Below are 18,391 nucleotides of genomic sequence, written 5' to 3' on the forward strand. Positions count from 1 at the left end.
ACCAACACCGTGGCACTGCTGGACAGCCTCCCCCGACATCTCTTCAGCTCCCGGGGCTGGGGACTCCTGGCGGCCGGCGCCGTCTCACTGCTCTGCGCCCAGGTCTTGGGCCGCCGCGACCTCCTGGCCCTCGGCGTCCTGCTGGTTGTCCTCCCGCTCGTTTCACTGGCCGGCATCAGGGTGGTCAAACCGCGGTTCCGCGTCTACCGGGAGTTCAGCCCTTCCACGGTCGAGACGGACTCCGTCACCACGGTCCGGCTCGCCGTCGCCCGGACCGGGCTGGGCACAGGCCGGGTCATCATGGAGGAGCGGTTGCCGCCACGGTTCGGCGAATCCCCGGCGTTCCGCTTTCCCGCCAGGTCCGCCTCGGGCGGCACCAGCCGCTACGAGTACCACCTGCGGTCGGGAAAGCGCGGACAGTTCACCATCGGCCCCGTCACTGCCGAGTTCACGGATCCGTTCGGGCTGTCACTGCACAGGCATTCGATCGACGACGGCGACACCCTCACCGTAACGCCGGCCGCCGTCGAACTCCCGCCAACCGGCCTTGCCGGAGCGCGCGGCAACGACGGCATCACGGCCACCCGGACCAGGGCCAATCCCAGCGACGACGACGTCATGACGCGCGAGTACCGGCACGGCGATCCGATGCGGCGGGTGCACTGGCCGGCCACTGCCCGGCACGGCGCCCTCATGGTCCGGCAGGAGGAATCTGTCACCACACCCGAGGCCACGGTCATCCTGGACCACCGGTTCGTGGCCCATTCCCCGGGCTACGGCTCGGTGTTCGGCAGCGCGGGTGACGACGGGAGCGACCTCGTCACCAGCGACACCTTTGAGTGGGCTGTTACGGCGGCCATGTCCGTGGGCGCCCACCTCGCCGAACTCAACTACTCGTTGCGGTTCCTGGACGCGGCGGGCGAGCCCGCCTTCCACCGTTCCACTTCCGCCCCTGAGCCCGACAACGAGGAGTACAGCGGCGCGGCGGGCCTCCAGTCGATCGCCGAAAGCCTCGCCGCGATCCAGCTGACCGGGCCGCACCACGCGCGCAGGGACCACGAGACCGCCCGCCGCGACCATGCCGGAAATGCCGACGCTGCCCAGTCCGTCTTTGACGACCAGCTTATGGACAAACTCGCGGCCCACCGGATGCGGGGCCCGGTCCTGGCGCTCCTCGGGAAGATTTCTCTCGCCGAGGCGCGGGCCCTCGCCCCCGCAGCCGGCTACGCGGCCAACGCGTTTGCCGTGGTGATCACGGACAAACCCGCGGAGTGCCACGATGTGCTCGAGGCCCTGCGAGTGGGCGGCTGGCGCGCAGTTGCCGTCGAGGCGTCCACCTCGCTGCCGGCCGCCTGGATGTATTTCGACGAGGGCGAGGCCGCGATGTGGACGGCTGCAGCCGACGTACGCCGCGGGGCGGAGGTAGGGCGATGACACTGACATCACAACGGCAGGCGGGGGCTGATGCCCAGCCGCAGCCCGTTCCGGCGTCCCCCGGCAGCGGAAGGTTTGGGGCCGGTGCCTTTCCGTGGGTCATGTCCGGCGCTGTGGCGGTGTCCGTCTGCGGCGCGTCGCTGTCCCTCAACGGGGTCCTTCGCGGATGGGCGTGGTTCCTGCCGGTCCTGACCACGGTGGTAGTGGTCTCGCTGACCATGGCCCTGCTCCGCACGTTCCGCGCCGCGCCCGTGCTGGTGGCCGCGGGAGGCCTGGTGTCCCTGGCCTTCATCCTGACGTTCACATTCTTCCGGCGTGACAGCATTGCGGGTTTCCTCCCCTCGCAGGCCACCCTCGACGCACTGGGCAGGCACCTTCGCAGGGCCAGCGAAACGGTGCTGGCCGAGAGTTCGCCGGTAGCGCCCAACGCCGGCATCGTCCTGGTGACGTGCGCCGCGCTGGGACTCGTCGTCATCCTCGTGGATGCGCTGGCCCTGCCGTTGGGCATGCCCGCCACGAGCGGACTCGGCCTGTTGGCGGTGCTGGTTGTTCCGGCCATGATCAAGCCGCAAAGCGTGGGCTGGCTGGGATTCGTGGTGACCGCGGCCGGCTATCTGGTGATCCTCGCCTGCAGCCAGTGGTTTGCCCCCGATGCCCGGACGCAGGCGGACACGGCCCGCAACCCCGGCCAGATCAGGCGGGCCACCCTGACCGGAGCCGTGACGCTGGTGGTCACACTGCTGCTGCAGCTTGCGGTGCCCGGCTTCGACCAGGGCACGTTCCCCCAGGGCTCCCGGCTGAACCCCTGGGGTACGGCCACAGGACTGAACCCCATGATCAGCCTCGGCAACAGCCTGCGCACCCCGACGGGCGAGGGCAGGATCACCTACGCCACCAACGCCACCACGCCGCTCTACCTGCGCTCGGTCACGGTGGACAGGTTCGACGGCGAGTCCTGGTCCCCGGACGACCGCAATGCCAGCCGCCGCGCAGGCACCGGACGGATGGACGCAGGCCACGAAATCCTGGCACCCGAACAGACCCGGCAGGTGACCGTGGTGAACACCGGGGACTTCACCAGCCCGTACCTCCCCGTCCCGTACGCCCCCGAATCCGTCAACGGGCTGACCGGGCGGTGGAGCTGGGATCCTGCGACTTTGAGCATCAAGGGCACCGATACTAACTCCCGGGACCAGCAGTATCTGGTCCAGTCCTCGGTGCCGAAACTGACCACCGAACTGCTGGACGCGTCCTCCGCACCCGTCCAGGGCGTCCCGGAGGAGTTCATCCGGCCGCCGTCGAACGTTCCGGACATCGTCCGGACCACCGCTGAATCCGTCACGGCAAACAGCCGGACAGCCTATGCCAAGGCGATGGCGATCCAGAGGTTCCTGCGCGGCCCGGACTTCACCTATTCCCTGGAGTCGCCCGTTCAGGGCGGGTATGACGGAAACGGGCTGTCCGTCCTGGCGGACTTCCTGACCCAGAAGAGCGGCTACTGCATCCACTTCGCCTCCGCCATGGCGGTAATGGCGCGGCTCGAAGGCATCCCAAGCAGGATCGCCGTCGGCTACGCACCGGGCAGGCAAACCGGCGCCACGGTGTCCGTTGCCGGCCAGGGAGCGCTCCCCGAGTTCGAAGTCGACGCCCGCGATGCCCACGCCTGGCCCGAGCTGTACTTCCAGGGCCTCGGCTGGGTTCCATTTGAACCCACCCCCTCGCGCGGCGTGGTGCCGCCCTACGCGCAGGACACCTCAACGTCAGGCGGCGCCAGCACCAACGACCAGAACAATGACGGCCTGGTGCCGAGCAACGGCGCCACGGCACCGTCGACGCCGGCACCGGCACCGCTCCCCCTTCCGGGGAGCGGAACCGCCGACGCCGGGAACCAGCTGGCGCCGGCACTCTACACTGCCGCCGGGGTTCTGTTGCTGGTCTTCCTCGCCGCCTCACCCCGCCTGGTGCGCGGCGGCATCCGGGCAAGGCGCCTCAGGGGAACGGGCACCGGCAGGAACCGGCTGGCCGAGGCGCCGCTCGTCTGGGCGGAGCTCCAGGACCTGGCCACAGACTACGGCGTACGTCCTGAGCCGAGCGAGACCCCACGGACATTCTCGGCCCGGCTGCGCGGTTCCCCGGCCATGCGTCGGCGGGCCGAATCAGACCCCGGAAGCGGGCCAGACACCGGCACTGGACCAGACACCGGAAGCGGACACTCGCCCGATGCCAAGACCGCCCAGGCCGTGACGGTCCTGACGGATGCCTACGAGCGGCACCAGTACGGCCGGCCCGAGGCCAAGGACGGCACGCGCCGCGGCCTGGCGGAGGAAACCGCCGTCGAGCACATCGGCCAGGTGCGGCGGGCGCTGCGCCGCAATGCCGGCATAGTCGGCCGGCTCCGCGCCGACTGGCTGCCGCCGTCGGTCCTCTCCCGCTGGGGATCCGTGGCCGGAGGGCCTTTCCGCGTCCTGGGCCGGGCGGCGCTCCGGACCGGACACGCCGCCGCGGTGCTGTGGCGCAGGACCCGCGGCGGCCTTCGTCGCCTCCGGGAAGGCTAGCCGCCCGCAGGGCCGCTGGTTGCCCACTTGAACGCCGACGGCGCCGACCGGCGTTCCGGCCGAGGCCCTGCCCCATCTGCCAGCTGACATTCCCAACGTTTGACATGTGACCGCCGCCACCTTATCTTCGATGTATGGGAAAGCGCATTCCATACGACATCCAAAGCTCGGGAAACCAGAGGAACTGTCGGCGGACCGCAGCGGCCCTGGCGGCGCGAGGCGCAACCTTCCCATCTGATCCGACACCCAGCGACGGGGCGAATCCGGCGGGGCAGACGATTGTCCAAAGGAGGACGACATGAAGAGCGACACACACAAGCTGCGGACTTCGGCTGAACCGCATCAGTCCGGCACGCACCGGACGAGCAGCACCCGGAAGGCTGCCGCCAGCGGCTGGGTGGGCAGCGCCCTCGAGTACTACGACTGGTTCATCTACGCCCAGGCCGCCGCCCTGGTCTTTCCCACCGTTTTCTTCCCGGCAGGAAACCCGACCGTCGCGCTGATCGCATCGCTCGGCACCTACGCAGTGGGATACGTCGCCCGCCCGATCGGGGCATTCGTCCTTGGCCAGTGGGGCGACAAGCACGGCCGCAAGAACGTCCTGGTCCTGGCCATGCTGCTGATGGGCGTCTCGACCTTCGCGGTTGCCCTGCTGCCCACCTACGACCAGGTTGGCATCCTGGCCCCGGCCCTGCTGCTGGTCCTTCGCCTCGTCCAGGGATTCGCGGTGGCCGGGGAGCTGAGCGGGGCCAGCGCCATGATTGTGGAGCACGCACCGTTCGGCCGGCGCGGCTTCTATGCAAGCTTCGCCCTTCAGGGCACCCAGGCCGGGCAGATCATCGCCGCTGCCGTCTTCCTCCCGCTCTCGGCTGTGCTGTCCGCGGAGGACTTCCACGCCTGGGGCTGGCGCGTCCCGTTCCTCCTGAGCGCCCTGGTGGTGTTCGCCGGCTACATGATCCGCCGCCGCGTTGAGGAGACGCCGGTCTTTGTGGAGGAGAAGGCGCACAAGGATGTTCCCAAAATGCCGGTGGTCCAGGTGCTGCGCGAGAGCGGGCTGAACGTGGTGCGGGCGGTCTGCATGACGCTGGTCAACGTTGTGGGCGTCACCGTGGCGGTCTTCGGCGCAGCCTACGCGACGCAGCCCGGGTACGGCATCGGCATGAGCACCACCGTCTATCTTTGGATCCCGGTCCTGGCCAACGTCATCGCGCTGGCCCTCATCCCCTGGTTCGGCAATCTCTCGGACCGGTTCGGCCGGCGGCCGCTGATGATCGTCGGTTCGCTGGGCTCCGGCGCGCTGGCCTACGGGTACCTCTACGCGGTCAGCCAGAACAACGTGCCGCTGACCATCGTCCTGGCGATCCTCATGTGGGGCACGCTGTACCAGGTCTGGAACGCCACCTTCGCCAGCTTCTTCCAGGAGCTCTTCCCCTCCCGCACGCGGGTCACCGGGTTCGCCATCTCCCAGAACATCGGGCTCCTGATCACGTCCTTCCTGCCGAGCCTCTTCGCCGTGGTCGCTCCCCCGGGTTCGGCAAACGTTCCGCTCACCGTCGGGTCCATCTGCTTCGGCATCACAGTCATCGGGGCCATAGCGGCCTGGTCCGCCAAGGAGACCCACCGGATTCCGCTCCACCAGCTGGGATCGCCGGACGCCATTCCGGTCTCCCGCGAGGAGTACGCAAGCGTCCGGGCTGCGGCCCGCTAAACGCCCGGCCCGCTAAACGCCCGGCCCGCTAGACGCCGGGACAGCCACCGCCACGCAAAAACGCACTGGCCCGCAGGATTCCTGCGGGCCAGTGCGTTTTGCCGTGTCCGGCGCCTGGCTTATTAGCCGGCGTAGGGGTCGGCGATGCCGATGTACTGCGTGTACAGGTATTCCTCGATGCCCTCGAGGCCGCCTTCACGGCCCAGGCCGGACTGCTTGACGCCGCCGAACGGTGCTGCAGCGTTGGAGACGACGCCGGCGTTCAGGCCGAGCATGCCGGTCTCGAGGCGTTCACCCATCCTAATGCCGCGGTTGAGGTCCTTCGTGAAGACGTAGGCCACCAGCCCGTATTCGGTGTTGTTGGCCAGGCGGACAGCGTCGTCCTCGGAGGAGAAGGTGGTGATCGGGGCGACGGGGCCGAAGATCTCCTCGGACAGGATCCGGGTTCCCTCGGACACGCCCTTCAGAATTGTCGGCTGGTAGAAGTACCCGGGCCCGTCCACCGGGGCGCCGCCCACCACGGCCGTGGCGCCGGCGGAGAGGGCGTCGGTGACCAGTTCGTGGACCTTGTCCCGGCTCTTCGCGTCGATCAGCGGACCGACCTTGGACTCGGGCTCGGTGCCGCGGGCGGTGGTCATCTCCCTCATCTTCGCGGCGAACTTCTCCGCGAATTCGTCGGCCACGGACTCGTGCACGATGAAACGGTTCGCGGCGGTGCAGGCCTCGCCCATGTTCCGCAGCTTGGCCAGCATGGCGCCGGCGACGGCGGCATCGACGTCGGCGTCCTCGAACACCACGAACGGGGCGTTTCCGCCCAGCTCCATCGAGGTCCGCAGGACCGTCTCGGAGGCGTCTGACAGCAGGCGGCGGCCCACCTCGGTGGACCCGGTGAAGGACAGCTTCCGAAGGCGCTGATCCTTGATCAGCGGGCCGGTGGTGGCGCCGGCCGTGGACGTGGGGATGACGTTCAGGACGCCGGCGGGCAGTCCGGCTTCCTGCATCACGGCAGCGAACAGCTGCGAGGTCAGCGGGGTCAGGTTGGCGGACTTCAGCACCATCGTGCAGCCGGCCGCGACGGCCGGGGCAATCTTGCGGGTGGCCATGGCCAGCGGGAAGTTCCACGGCGTGATCAGCAGGCAGGGTCCCACGGGCTTCTTGGTCACCAACAGGCGGGACTTGCCGTCCGGGGACACGGAGTAGCGGCCGAACGCGCGGACGGCTTCCTCGGAGAACCAGCGCAGGAACTCGGCTCCGTAGGTGACCTCGCCGCGCGCCTCGGCCAGCGGCTTGCCCATTTCCAGGGTCATCAGCAGCGCGAAGTCCTCGGCCCGCTCGGTGACCAGTTCAAAGGCGCGGCGCAGGATCTCGCCGCGCTCCCGCGACGGAACCTTGGCCCAGGACTCCTGGGCAGCGGCGGCGGCGTCCAGGGCAGCGGCGCCGTCCTCGGGGCCGGCGTCGGCGATGCTCAGCAGCGTCTTCCCGGTGGCGGGATCCTCGACGTCGAACGTCTTGCCCGACGCCGCGGGGCGCCACTCGCCGTTGATGAGCAGGCCGGTGGGAACAGACGCGAGCAATTCGCTTTCGCGTTCTGCGGTAGCAGTGGACTGTGTGGTAACAGACACGGTGACTCCCTCGTCAGCAATCGGATTGCCGGTTATGTGCAGCTCCTGCATACGGCGTGCCGCCGCCTGCCGCCCGCTGCTTGCTTGGCTGGATTAAAGCCACGGTACTGCCGGGATCTCCGTAGTGTCTACGCATCGGCGCACTGCCCATGGCGCCAATCGTTGTGCAGCTGCACAGCAGCTCCGTCAACGCCGCGGGCGGCTGGAAACGCGCCCCGCGGCGGCCGGACCGGCCTCACAGAACTGCCGGGGCGGGGTCAGCGGATCGGCGAAGTCACCGCGCCGCGAGCACGGCGGAGTACAGTTCCCGCTTGCTCACGCGGGTTTCTTCGGCGACGGCCGCCACGGCTTCCTTGAGCCGGACGCCCTTGGCCACGAGTTCGTTGACGGCGGCGACGCCGTCCTCCGGCGAGCCAGGCGCACGCTCCGGCGCGCCTGCCACCACGACGGCGATCTCGCCGCGCACCTCGCTGGTTTCCGCCCACTGCAGCATCTCGCGGAGCGAGCCGCGGAGGACTTCCTCGTAGGTCTTGGTCAGTTCCCGGCAAACCGCCGCGCGCCGGTCCGGGCCGAAACGCTCATGCAGCGCCCGCAGCATGGCCTCCAGCCGGTGCGGCGCCTCAAAGAAGACCATGGTGCGGCGTTCGGCGTCGAGGTCCGCCAGGCGGGCGGCGCGTTCGCCGGCCTTCCGCGGGAGGAACCCTTCGAAACAGAACCTGTCGGTGGGCAGGCCGGACAGGGCCAGGGCGGTGAGGACGGCCGACGGTCCGGGGACGGCCGTGACCGTGAGGCCGGCGGCCACCGCACCTTCGACGAGCCGGAAGCCGGGGTCGGAGACAGCGGGCATGCCGGCGTCGGTGACCATGACAAGGGTTTTCCCGGCGCGGACCTGTTCCAGGAGCTCCGCGGTCTTGGTGGCCTCGTTGTGCTCGTGATAGCTGATGATGCGCCCGCTCACGGCGACGTCCAGGCTCTGCACCAGGCGGTGCAGGCGACGGGTGTCCTCGGCCGCCACGATATCCGCCGTGGCCAGCAGCTCCACCAGCCTTGCTGAAGCGTCGCCCACATTGCCGATGGGTGTTGCCGCCAGGACGATCCGTCCCGGACCGCCGCTGCGAAGGTCCTGTTCCCTTCCGCCGGCGGTGCCGGCCGGTCCTGCACTGCTGGAAGGGCCGGAACTGCTGTCAGGGTTCGAACTGCTGTCAGGGGCGGTGCTCGCATCATGGTCCACGGATCCAGCCTACTGCCGCCCGGCCTTCCCGCCCCTCAGGTTCCAGGTAGCCGCAAACGGTAGCATGGGCTCGTGACGCAGACCTCCGTGCGGCCTGACGGGGCCGAACCACCAAGTACCCCGGCTTTCGCACCCGCCACGGAAGGCCGCGGCCCGCACGCCAAGCGCTGGATCAGCCGCCCCTCGGAGGCCTTCACGGCAGACGCCCTCACCCGGCGCCTGATCGGCGGCATCCGCACCTGGCGGGACTACCCGCCGTCGCTCCGGCTCTGGTTCTGGCTGGTTCCCGCTTTGACCGCCGTCGTGGGCGGGATCCTGAGGTTCGTCCGGCTGGATGTCCCCCGCAGCCTCGTGTTTGACGAGACATACTACGTCAAGGACGGCTACTCCCTGCTGGTGAGCGGCTACGAGCGGAGCTGGCCGGACAAGGCCAACGACGCGTTCGTGGCGGGCAACCCCAATGTGCTGCTGACCACCCCCGAATACGTGGTGCACCCGCCCGTGGGCAAGTGGATGATCGCGGCCGGCATGTGGCTCTTCGGCGCTGACAACCCCTTCGGCTGGCGGTTCGCCGCGGCACTGACCGGCACCCTGTCCGTCGCCCTCGTCGCCCTGATAGCCCAGAAACTCTTCGGCTCCCTGATCCTGGGAGCAGCAGCCGGGCTGCTGCTCGCCGTCGACGGCCACCACCTCGTCATGTCCCGCACGTCGCTGCTGGACATCTTCCTCATGTTCTGGGTCCTGGCGGCATTCGGCGCGCTGTTGCTGGACCGCGACGACGGCCGGCGCCGGCTGGCCGCCAGGCTCGGCAGGCAGGCGGCCGCCTCCCCCACCGGCAGGCCATCGGCGCTCCAGCTCCTGTCAGGGCCGTGGCTGGGAGTCCGCTGGTGGCGGGTTGCGGCGGGCATCTGCCTGGGCCTGGCTGTCGGTACCAAGTGGTCGGCGCTGTTCTTCCTGGCCGGCTTCGGGCTCCTGACGGTGTTCTGGGACCTGAGCGCCCGCCGGATAGCCGGCATCCGCGGCTGGGTCAGCGCCGGAATCATCAAGGACGGGATCCTGGCCTTCCTCAGCATCGTGCCCGTGGCTGCCGTGACATACGCCGTCAGCTGGACGGGGTGGTTCCGGTCCACCGACGCCTACTACCGGCGGTGGGCGGAGACGAATCACAGCGCGGAATGGGGCTGGCTGCCGGACTCCGTGCGGTCCCTGGCGCACTACCACCTTGAGGCCTACAAGTTCCACCAGGGGCTCAGCTCGGAACACCCGTACGAGGCAAGCGCCTGGAGCTGGCTGGTGATGGGCAGGCCTACCTCCTTCTTCTACGAGTCCCCCAAGCAGGGCACCCCCGGCTGCGATTTCACCAACTGCACCTCGGCCATCCTGTCCGTCGGCAACCCGCTGATCTGGTGGAGCGCCGCCATCTCGCTGGTGATCCTCCTGTTCTGGTGGGCGGGCAGGCGCGACTGGCGGGCCGGTGCCATCCTGGCCGCCGTCGGCTCCGGCTACCTGCCGTGGTTCATGTACCCGGAACGCACCATGTTCTTCTTCTACGCGGTGTCCTTTGAGCCCTTCCTGGTCCTGGCGCTCGTGTACTGCCTGGGCCTGGTACTGGGGAAAACCACCGACCCGCCGTGGCGCCGGCGTTCCGGGCTGTACGGGGTTGCCCTCTTCCTGGTGGCCGCGGTCCTGATCTCGTCCTTCTTCTACCCGGTCTGGACCGCCGAAATGATCACCTACCAGGACTGGCGGCTCAGGATGTGGATGCCTTCCTGGATCTGAGGCACGATTGCAGGTGGAACCCGGACGTGATCAGCAACGATATGGAGACCCGCCTGTGAGGGAAGCAAGCACGGAACTGATGGTGGCCCTGGAAAACAGCAGCAACGTCACCGACCTGCTCCTGGACTGCTACCGGCACAATCCTTCGCACGCCGTCTACGCCCGCCGGGATGCCGGCGGCTGGCAGAACGTCACAGCCGGGCACTTCCTGGACCAGGTCACGGCACTGGCCAAAGGCCTCATCGCCGGCGGCCTGGCACCGGGCGACACCGTTGCGGTCCTCTCCGCCACGCGCTACGAGTGGACACTGGTGGATTTCGCCATCTGGTTTGCCGGCGGCGTGACCGTGCCCATCTACGAAACCTCCTCGGCGAGCCAGGTGGAGTGGATCCTGTCTGACTCCGGCGCCGGGCGAGTCTTCGTTGAGGACCGGCAGAAGGCGGCGCTGCTGGACAAGGTCCTGTCCGCCTCCGGCGTCCTGGCCGGCCGCCTGGTCCCGGTGGTCCGGATGGATTACGACGGCGACGCCCCCAACCTGGCCAGCCTCGCCGCCGCGGGGGCCGGGGTGTCAGACGCGGAACTGGAGCGGCACCGCTCCGCAGCCGCGTTGTCGGATGTGGCGTCCCTCGTCTATACCTCCGGAACCACCGGCAGGCCCAAAGGCTGCGAGATCACGCACGGAAACTTCGCCCTCGTGGCCCGGAACATCGTGGCCTTCCTGCCCGAACTGCTGCAGCGGGAGAACGCCAGGACCCTGATGTTCCTGCCGTTGGCCCACGTGCTGGCCCGGGCCGTCCAGGTGGTATGCCTCACCGCCGGTGTCACCCTCGGCCACACCTCGGGGAACGCGCAACTGCTTGACGACCTGGGTACCTTCAAGCCGACCTTCCTGCTCGCCGTGCCCCGCATATTCGAGAAGATCCACGCCGGAGCGGAACAGAAGGCGAAGGATGCGGGGAAGTCGCGGCTGTTCCGTGCCGCCGCGGGGGTGGCGGTCCGCTACTCGGAAGCGCTGGATGCCGCAGCGCGCGGCGTGGGCAGCGGCCCTGGCGCCTTCCTGCGGGCACAGCACGCACTGTTCGACCGCCTCGTGTATCCCCGGCTGCGCCAGGTGTTCGGCGGGAACATGAAGTACGCCGTTTCCGGTGCGAGCCCGCTCAATGCGCGCGATACGCACTTCTTCAGGGGCGCCGGGATCGCCGTGCTCGAAGGCTATGGCCTGACCGAGACAACCGCGCCCTGCACGGTGAACACCGTCGGCCACGCCCGGGTGGGCACGGTGGGGATCCCGGCGCCGGGCACCACCATCCGCATCGCCGAGGACGGTGAGGTCCTGGTCAGCGGCATCGGCGTGTTCAAGGGCTACCACGCGAACGAGGCGGCAAACGCCGAGGCGTTCGCGGACGGCTTTTTCCGCACCGGGGACCTGGGCTCCCTTGACGCCGACGGGTTCCTCACCATCACCGGCCGTAAGAAGGACCTGCTGGTCACCGCTGCCGGTAAAAACGTCGCTCCCGGGCCGCTTGAGGAGAAGATCCGCGAACACCAGCTGGTGGGGCACGCCGTAGTGGTGGGTGACGGGAAGCCGTTCGTTTCAGCCCTGGTCAACCTCGACCCCGATGGCCTCGGGCACTGGTGCACCGCGCGCAGCATTCCGCTGCTCAGCCCCGCGGAAGCCCGCACGGACCCCGCGGTACGCAGTGCCATCCAGGAAGCGGTGGACCAGGCCAACAACCTCGTGTCCAAGGCCGAATCCATCCGCAAGTTCCAGATCCTGGACGCAGCCTTCACCGTGGAGTCCGGGCACCTGACGCCCTCCCTCAAACTGAAGAGGGCCGCCGTCGTCAGGGACTTTGAAGCGGAAATCGAGCAGCTGTACAGCTGAGCAGGCTGATCTGCCGGGAAGCCGCTACAGGTTCACGGGCCGTGCGGTGCCCGCCTGGGGAGCGTCATCGTCGCCGGCGTTGTCCTTCACGTCGCCGCCATCCACGTCGTGACCCTTGCGGCCCTTCCGCGCCGGAGCCAGTCCGCGGCGCCTGCGGGTGGGCCAGGTCAGGATCAACGTCACCACAGCGGTGATCAGGACAAGCGCGGCGATAACCAGGCCGGCGTCGATCCAGAACTGCCCGGGGAAGAGCCGGATGAGCGTGTCCTCCAGCGCAAACGTCCAGGAGCCGGCGGCGAAGAAGATGCGGTGGAACTCGGTGAAGAACTGCTGCCAGCCGAGGGCGGCGAGCGTGCCCAGGCCAATGATGAGCACCAGCGTCACGATGGAGCCGGCGAACAGCCCGCGTCGGACTCCGCCAGGCGTACGCCGCCGCAGGTAGATGATGGCGATGATGCTGACCAGGACCAGCAGAGCCCCGGCCCCGAAGGCGGACAGGAAGACGAGCTTCACGTCGGCCATGTGGCTGACCTCGCCGTCCTTGAACAGCTTTTCGCCGCTGCGGTTGACCAGTTCGCCCAGGTAGCGCGGACCGGACCAGTTGCTCAGGTAGTCCACGGCGTAGGAGCCGTAGGTCATGCGGTCGTCCGCGTTGAAGCCGTAGCCGTCCCCGGGGAAACCGGGCCGGTGGTACTCGGCCCAAAGGAAGAGCGGGCTGGTCACGGCACGCACAGCAAGGACCAGGAGGATCACCGGATAGAAAATAGCCAGCAGGACCTGGAGGAACCGGGGCAGCACGGGCTTGGCTCTGGCTGCCTGCTCGCGCTCGGCGTTGCGGCGCTCCACTTCCTCCTGCGGCGGGCGTACCTGCAGGGCGGATGTGGGGAGCGGTTCGCTGTAGTGGGTGCCCATGGAGGAGGAACGGCCCACGGACGGGGCATCGGACCCGGACGGCTGACCTGCCTCCGCGCTCCGGTCAGTTTCGGCACTCTCGGCGGCGGCCGCCTCGGCAGCCTTGCGGTCGGCGCGGCTTTCCGGCTGGCCGGCTGGCTGCTCCCCCTCGGCGGCGCGTGCTGCAGGCGCGGGCTTCATCCATTCAAACGCCGGCTCGTCGGCGTCCTCCGCGGAAGCCAGAGCGGGGTTCGCCGCCGGATCCAGCCGCGGATCAAGGCGTCCGGACGGTGTCGGAGTATTGTCTTTCACTGCAGCTTCACTTCCGTAGGCGTCCACGCTCCCTGGTCACCGGCAAGGCCGGGGCCAGGCAGCGCTTTGTATCTCCCCAAGAGCCTACCGTCAGCCGCTCCGGCACCGCGATGTGCCACCCCGCCGCCTGCGCCGAATATTCTGCCGGTATTCTGCCAGCGGTAAAATCAGGCTGCAATTTCGGTGTAGCCGGCGTCCTGGCTGCCCAGGTCGCCGCGGGCGCCGGCGCGGTAGGCGCGTCCCCCGCAGACCAGCACATATAACCAGTATGCCGCCAGTACAGCCGCGCCGATACTGATCTTTGCCCACACCGGCAAAGTGCTGGGCGTCACAAAGCCCTCCACGAGGCCCGAGACAAACAGCACCAGCACCAGGCCCAGCGCCACCGTGATCATGGACCGGCCCTCTGCTGCAACGGCGCGGGACCGGGTCCGGATGCCCGGCGACACCATGGCCCAAAAGATTCTCAGCCCGGCCGCACAGGCCACGAACACCGCCGTCAGCTCCATCAGGCCGTGCGGCAGGATGTAGCTGAAAAACACGTCAGTCTTCCCCACCGCGGCAAACATCCCCGCGGCCACCCCCACACCCTGGGCGTTGGCGAACAGGATCATGGGCACCCAGAAACCGGTGATGCCCAGGGCCACGGCCTGGGCACTGATCCATGCGTTGTTGGTCCAGACTGCACCGGCAAACGACGCCGCAGGATTCTCCGAGTAGTAGTCGATGAAGTCCTCCTCGACATACCGCCGGACTTCCGCTTCCGAGGCAACAGCACGCAGTGCCTCGGGCGAGGTGCCAATCCACAGTGCAAAAGCGCAGCCTACAAGGCAGAACGCGGCGCCGCAGGCCACCGTCAGCCAGCGGATCCGGTACAAAGCTGCCGGCAGCGACAGCACGAAGAACTGCGCCAGGTCTTCCATGAAGTTCGACCGCGCACCGGTGAAGCGGGTGCGCGCCTGCGCCAGCGTGGCAGACAGTGACGCGGACAGGCCGCTTTCCGGCCCGGTGGAACGCAGCAGGGAGAGGTGGGCGGAGGTCACCTGGTACAGGCGCAGCAGTTCATCGGCGTCGGCACCGCTCAGGCGCCGCTTGTTCGCAAGGTGATGCAGCCGCGACCACGTGTCCGAGTTGACGGCGGAGAAGGCGTCCATGTCCACGCACCTACCCTAGCCTGCGGAGAACTAGACTTTAGGCGACCGGTGGCCGGAACGACGTACGGGGCAGGAATTGAGTCCACTCATCACAGGCGAGGCAGTCGTCCTTGAACTCCGTCCGGCGTCGTTCGCTGCCCGCTCCCTCGGCCTTATTCTCGACGTCGTGGTGCATTCGGCGCTGCTGATAGCAATCCTGATGGCAATGGGCGCCGCCCGGGATGAACTGGACGAGGCGGCTGCCGGGGCGCTCACCCTGGTCAGCGTGGTGCTGTGCTTCGTCATTGTCCCGGCAACCGTGGAGACGCTGACCCGCGGGCTGTCGCTCGGGAAACTGGCCGCGGGGCTGAGGATAGTGCGTGACGACGGCGGGGCCATCCGTTTCCGCCACGCGGTCATCAGGGCGCTGATCGGCTTCCTGGAGATCTACCTGACCTTCGGCGGCGTTGCCATCGCCGTCGCGCTCTTCGACGGCCGGTCCCGCCGGCTTGGTGACATCGTGGCGGGCACCTATTCACTGCGGCGCCGGGTCCCGGTGGAACCCGCAATCGTCCCCATCACCCCGCGGCACCTTGCCGCCTGGGCGGCTGCCGCGGACATCGGCCGGATTCCGGACGCCCTGGGACGGCGTGCCGCGCAATTCATGCGCCAGGCGCCACGGATGTCGCCGCTGTCGCGCAGCGGCATGGCCGCAGCCCTCGCCACCGAGCTGTCCGCATATGTGGCACCGTCACCGCCGCCCGGAACCACACCCGATGACTACCTGGCTGCCGTGCTGGCCGAACGCCGCACACGCGAACTCCGTCGGCTGGGCGCGGCACGCACAGAAAGCAACCGGATCGGGGAACGGCTGCACCGGCTACCGTTCACGGCGGCCCGGGACAGCTAGTAGTGCCTCAGCGCTTCGCGTACTGCGTTTAACGTTTCGCGTACTGGGCCCAGGGGATGTTCCAGTCGCCGTAGCCCTCGAGCGCTTCGACGGGGGCGGCGCCCGTATTCAGGACCTGGACGACGTCACCGGACTTCATGTTGTTGAAGAACCAGGCAGCGTCCACGGGCAGCAGCCCGACACAGCCGTGGGAGACGTTGGATACGCCCACGTAGCCCCAGGCCGATTCGAGCGCCTGGTGGACATAGACACCGGAGGAGGTGAGCCTGTTGGCGTATTCCACGGTCAGCGGCGGGTAATAGCCCTTGTCGCCGGGCTTCAGGCCGATGCTCCCCGCGTTGAACTTGGAATGCCGTTCCTGCTCCATGATCACGGCGTAGCCGGACGGGGAAAGCCAGTCGGAGCCGCCCAGGGTAACCGGCGCGGTCCTGACCAGCTTGCCGTCGAAGTAGACCTTCATGGTCTTGGTGTTGTCGTCCACCACTGCCAGGCGCTGCTGGCCCACCTTGAACTGCACTTTCGCGTTGAAGTTGCCGATCATGCCCTTGCCGAAGTCCACCCCGAACAGCTTCATGTCCACGGTGACCTGGGTGCTGGATGCCCAGAACTTCTCGGGGCGGATGCGCACCTTCTGGTCCGAGTACCAGTGCCAGGCGACGGGCTGCTTGGAGGAGACAGTGATCTTGACGGCCTTTTCAACCGCTGCCTTGTTGCTGACGGGTTCACTGAAGACAATGTCGATGGGCTGTCCTGCGCCAACTGTGGAGCCGTTCTCCGGGTACACGGCGGCGTCCGCCTCATTGGCCGGCTCCACGGTGGTGAAGGTCTGGACCTTCTTGGTTTCCCGGCCCGCCCCATCCACGATGGTGTAGCTGTAGTTGTACGGCGTGTTGAAGAGCAACGGGTCCACGGCCGTCCATGTGCTGCCGTCGGCGCTCACAGTCCCCTTGACGGCCTCTCCCCCGGCGGCCGGCACCAGCACAACGTCCTGGATGCGGCCGTTGACCGCCTTGACGGAAGGCGCCACTGCGGGGTTTACGCCCTTGGCGCCGTCGAGCGGTGTCACACCCAGTTCCACGGCCTTGACCACGGGGGTGGCCAGGCCCGGTTCGTTGCGGACGGGGCTGGAGGCCTCGGATTGCGGCGCGGGATTGGCCCAGCCAGGGGCGGTGGCGACGCCGATACCGCCGGCGGCAACAGCAGCGCAAATGGCAACGACGGCGATAATTTTGCCGGTTTTCCGGTTGTTCTTTTCCGTCATGACTGGTTTCTCCGTGTCCCACCGGGCTGCCGATCGGCATCCGTCCGTGTGCCCAGCGGTAACGCTGACCAGCCAATTTTATCGCACGGCGGAGCTAACCCCGGCCGCCGTGGAGTAGCACGGCGCGCCGGGGTGCTGCGTTAGGGCCTGCGGCTAGTAGCGGTAGTGCTCCGGCTTGAACGGGCCGGCCACGTCCACGTCAAGGTAATCGGCCTGGTCCTTGGACAGTTCGGTCAGCTCAACACCCAGGGCATCGAGGTGCAGGCGTGCCACCTTCTCGTCCAGGATCTTGGGCAGCACATAGACTTGGTTTTCGTATTCGCGCTCACCTTCGGGCTGGTCCTTCTTGGTGAACAGCTCGATCTGCGCGATGGTCTGGTTGGCGAAGGAGTTGCTCATGACGAACGACGGGTGCCCGGTGGCGTTGCCCAGGTTCAGCAGGCGCCCTTCGGACAGGACGATGATGGACCGGGTGCTGTCCGCCGAGTCGCCGCCGAAGACCCATTCGTGGACCTGGGGCTTGATCTCGACCTTCCGGATGCCGGGGATCCGGCCGAGGCCCGCCATGTCGATTTCGTTGTCAAAGTGCCCGATGTTGCCCACGATGGCCTTGTTCTTCATGCCGGCCATGTGCTCGGCCATGATGACGTCCTTGTTGCCCGTGGTGGTGATAAAGATGTCGCCCTGGTCCAGCACGCTCTCCAGCTTGGCCACCTGGTAGCCGTCCATGGCTGCCTGAAGCGCACAGATGGGGTCGATCTCGGTGACGATCACGCGGGCGCCCTGGCCGCGGAGCGCCTCCGCGGCACCCTTGCCGACGTCGCCGTAGCCGCAGACGACGGCGACTTTGCCGCCAATGAGGACATCGGTGGCCCGGTTGAGGCCGTCCGGCAGCGAGTGGCGGATGCCGTACTTGTTGTCGAACTTGCTCTTGGTCACGGAGTCGTTGACGTTGATGGCCGGGAAGAGCAGCTTGCCCTGTTCGGCGAGCTGGTAGAGGCGGTGCACGCCCGTGGTGGTTTCCTCGCTGACGCCGTGGATGCAGGCGGCGAGCCGGGTCCACTTCTTAGGGTCCTCAGCCAGCGTCCGGCGCAGGACGTCAAGGACGATCCCGTATTCCTCGGGATCGTTGGCTGCGGCGGCCGGAACGGCGCCGGCTGCCTCAAACTCCACGCCGCGGTGCAGCAGCAGCGTGGCGTCGCCTCCGTCGTCGAGAATCATGTTCGGGCCCAGCTCGGGGTTCGTGTCAGCACCGGGCCAGGTGAGGATCTGCTCAGCGGTCCACCAGTATTCCTCCAGCGTTTCGCCCTTCCAGGCAAACATGGGAACGCCCTGCGGGTTCTGCACGGTGCCGGTGCCCACAACCACTGCGGCGGCGGCCTCATCCTGAGTGGAGAAGATGTTGCAGGACGCCCAGCGGACCTCGGCGCCGAGTGCGGTGAGCGTCTCGATGAGCACTGCGGTCTGCACCGTCATGTGCAGCGACCCGGCGATCCGGGCGCCCTTGAGGGGCTGGCTGGGTCCGAATTCCCGGCGCAACGACATCAGCCCCGGCATCTCGTGCTCGGCGAGGCGGATCTGGTGGCGCCCGGCCTCGGCCAGGGAGATGTCGGCAACCTTGTAATCGAACGTCATGGGAATCCTTTGCTGTGTCCGGCGTCTGGCCTTGT

The 18,391-nt window shown here is 68.1% G+C and carries 12 protein-coding genes; 6 read left to right on the forward strand and 6 right to left on the reverse strand.

From position 1 onward, the window contains the following. Positions 1-9: 9 nt before the first annotated feature. From AC57BR_RS06165 to AC57BR_RS06175, 3 genes are all read left to right on the forward strand, one after another. The gene (locus AC57BR_RS06165; RefSeq protein ID WP_496358902.1) at positions 10-1,434 is read left to right on the forward strand and encodes a DUF58 domain-containing protein; all 1,425 of its coding nucleotides are present in this window, start codon (positions 10-12) and stop codon (positions 1,432-1,434) included. After that, positions 1,431-3,989 (forward strand): transglutaminase TgpA family protein, encoded by a 2,559-nt coding sequence (locus tag AC57BR_RS06170; protein ID WP_496358903.1) that lies wholly within the window; start codon positions 1,431-1,433, stop codon positions 3,987-3,989. The genes AC57BR_RS06165 and AC57BR_RS06170 overlap by 4 nt, the downstream gene beginning before the upstream one ends. A gap of 298 nt (positions 3,990-4,287) precedes the next feature. After that, entirely contained in the window at positions 4,288-5,697 is a 1,410-nt protein-coding gene (locus AC57BR_RS06175) for an MFS transporter (RefSeq protein WP_496358904.1), read from the forward strand. Positions 5,698-5,819: 122 nt separating this feature from the next. Here the strand turns inward: AC57BR_RS06175 and AC57BR_RS06180 are convergent, their stop codons facing one another. Next, positions 5,820-7,370: an NAD-dependent succinate-semialdehyde dehydrogenase gene (locus AC57BR_RS06180; RefSeq protein WP_496358905.1), complete on the reverse strand. Its 1,551-nt coding sequence runs from the start codon at positions 7,368-7,370 to the stop codon at positions 5,820-5,822. A gap of 223 nt (positions 7,371-7,593) precedes the next feature. Then, positions 7,594-8,415 (reverse strand): 16S rRNA (cytidine(1402)-2'-O)-methyltransferase, encoded by an 822-nt coding sequence (gene rsmI / locus AC57BR_RS06185; RefSeq protein ID WP_043417645.1) that lies wholly within the window; start codon positions 8,413-8,415, stop codon positions 7,594-7,596. Between the two features lie 207 nt (positions 8,416-8,622). Between rsmI and AC57BR_RS06190 the strand changes: the two genes are divergently transcribed. After that, positions 8,623-10,329, forward strand: a complete 1,707-nt coding sequence (locus tag AC57BR_RS06190) for a dolichyl-phosphate-mannose--protein mannosyltransferase (RefSeq protein ID WP_496358906.1) — start codon at positions 8,623-8,625, stop codon at positions 10,327-10,329. A gap of 55 nt (positions 10,330-10,384) precedes the next feature. After that, positions 10,385-12,214, forward strand: coding sequence for an AMP-dependent synthetase/ligase (locus AC57BR_RS06195; protein ID WP_496358907.1), 1,830 nt, complete (start codon positions 10,385-10,387; stop codon positions 12,212-12,214). Positions 12,215-12,238: 24 nt separating this feature from the next. Here AC57BR_RS06195 and AC57BR_RS06200 read toward each other — a convergent pair whose 3' ends face one another. Then, positions 12,239-13,417: a TIGR01906 family membrane protein gene (locus AC57BR_RS06200; RefSeq protein WP_496358908.1), complete on the reverse strand. Its 1,179-nt coding sequence runs from the start codon at positions 13,415-13,417 to the stop codon at positions 12,239-12,241. Between the two features lie 167 nt (positions 13,418-13,584). Continuing rightward, positions 13,585-14,577, reverse strand: a complete 993-nt coding sequence (locus AC57BR_RS06205; RefSeq protein WP_496358909.1) for a stage II sporulation protein M — start codon at positions 14,575-14,577, stop codon at positions 13,585-13,587. Between the two features lie 70 nt (positions 14,578-14,647). Between AC57BR_RS06205 and AC57BR_RS06210 the strand changes: the two genes are divergently transcribed. Next, positions 14,648-15,460, forward strand: coding sequence for an RDD family protein (locus AC57BR_RS06210; protein WP_496358910.1), 813 nt, complete (start codon positions 14,648-14,650; stop codon positions 15,458-15,460). A 28-nt stretch (positions 15,461-15,488) separates the two neighbouring features. Here AC57BR_RS06210 and AC57BR_RS06215 read toward each other — a convergent pair whose 3' ends face one another. After that, positions 15,489-16,721, reverse strand: a complete 1,233-nt coding sequence (locus tag AC57BR_RS06215; protein WP_496358911.1) for a L,D-transpeptidase — start codon at positions 16,719-16,721, stop codon at positions 15,489-15,491. Between the two features lie 153 nt (positions 16,722-16,874). After that, on the reverse strand, positions 16,875-18,356 hold the full coding sequence (ahcY, locus tag AC57BR_RS06220) for an adenosylhomocysteinase (protein ID WP_496358912.1): 1,482 nt from the start codon (positions 18,354-18,356) through the stop codon (positions 16,875-16,877). Between the last annotated feature and the right edge of the window lie 35 nt (positions 18,357-18,391).

This window comes from Arthrobacter sp. BGA-UO-ETr-C19, from assembly GCF_059568005.1.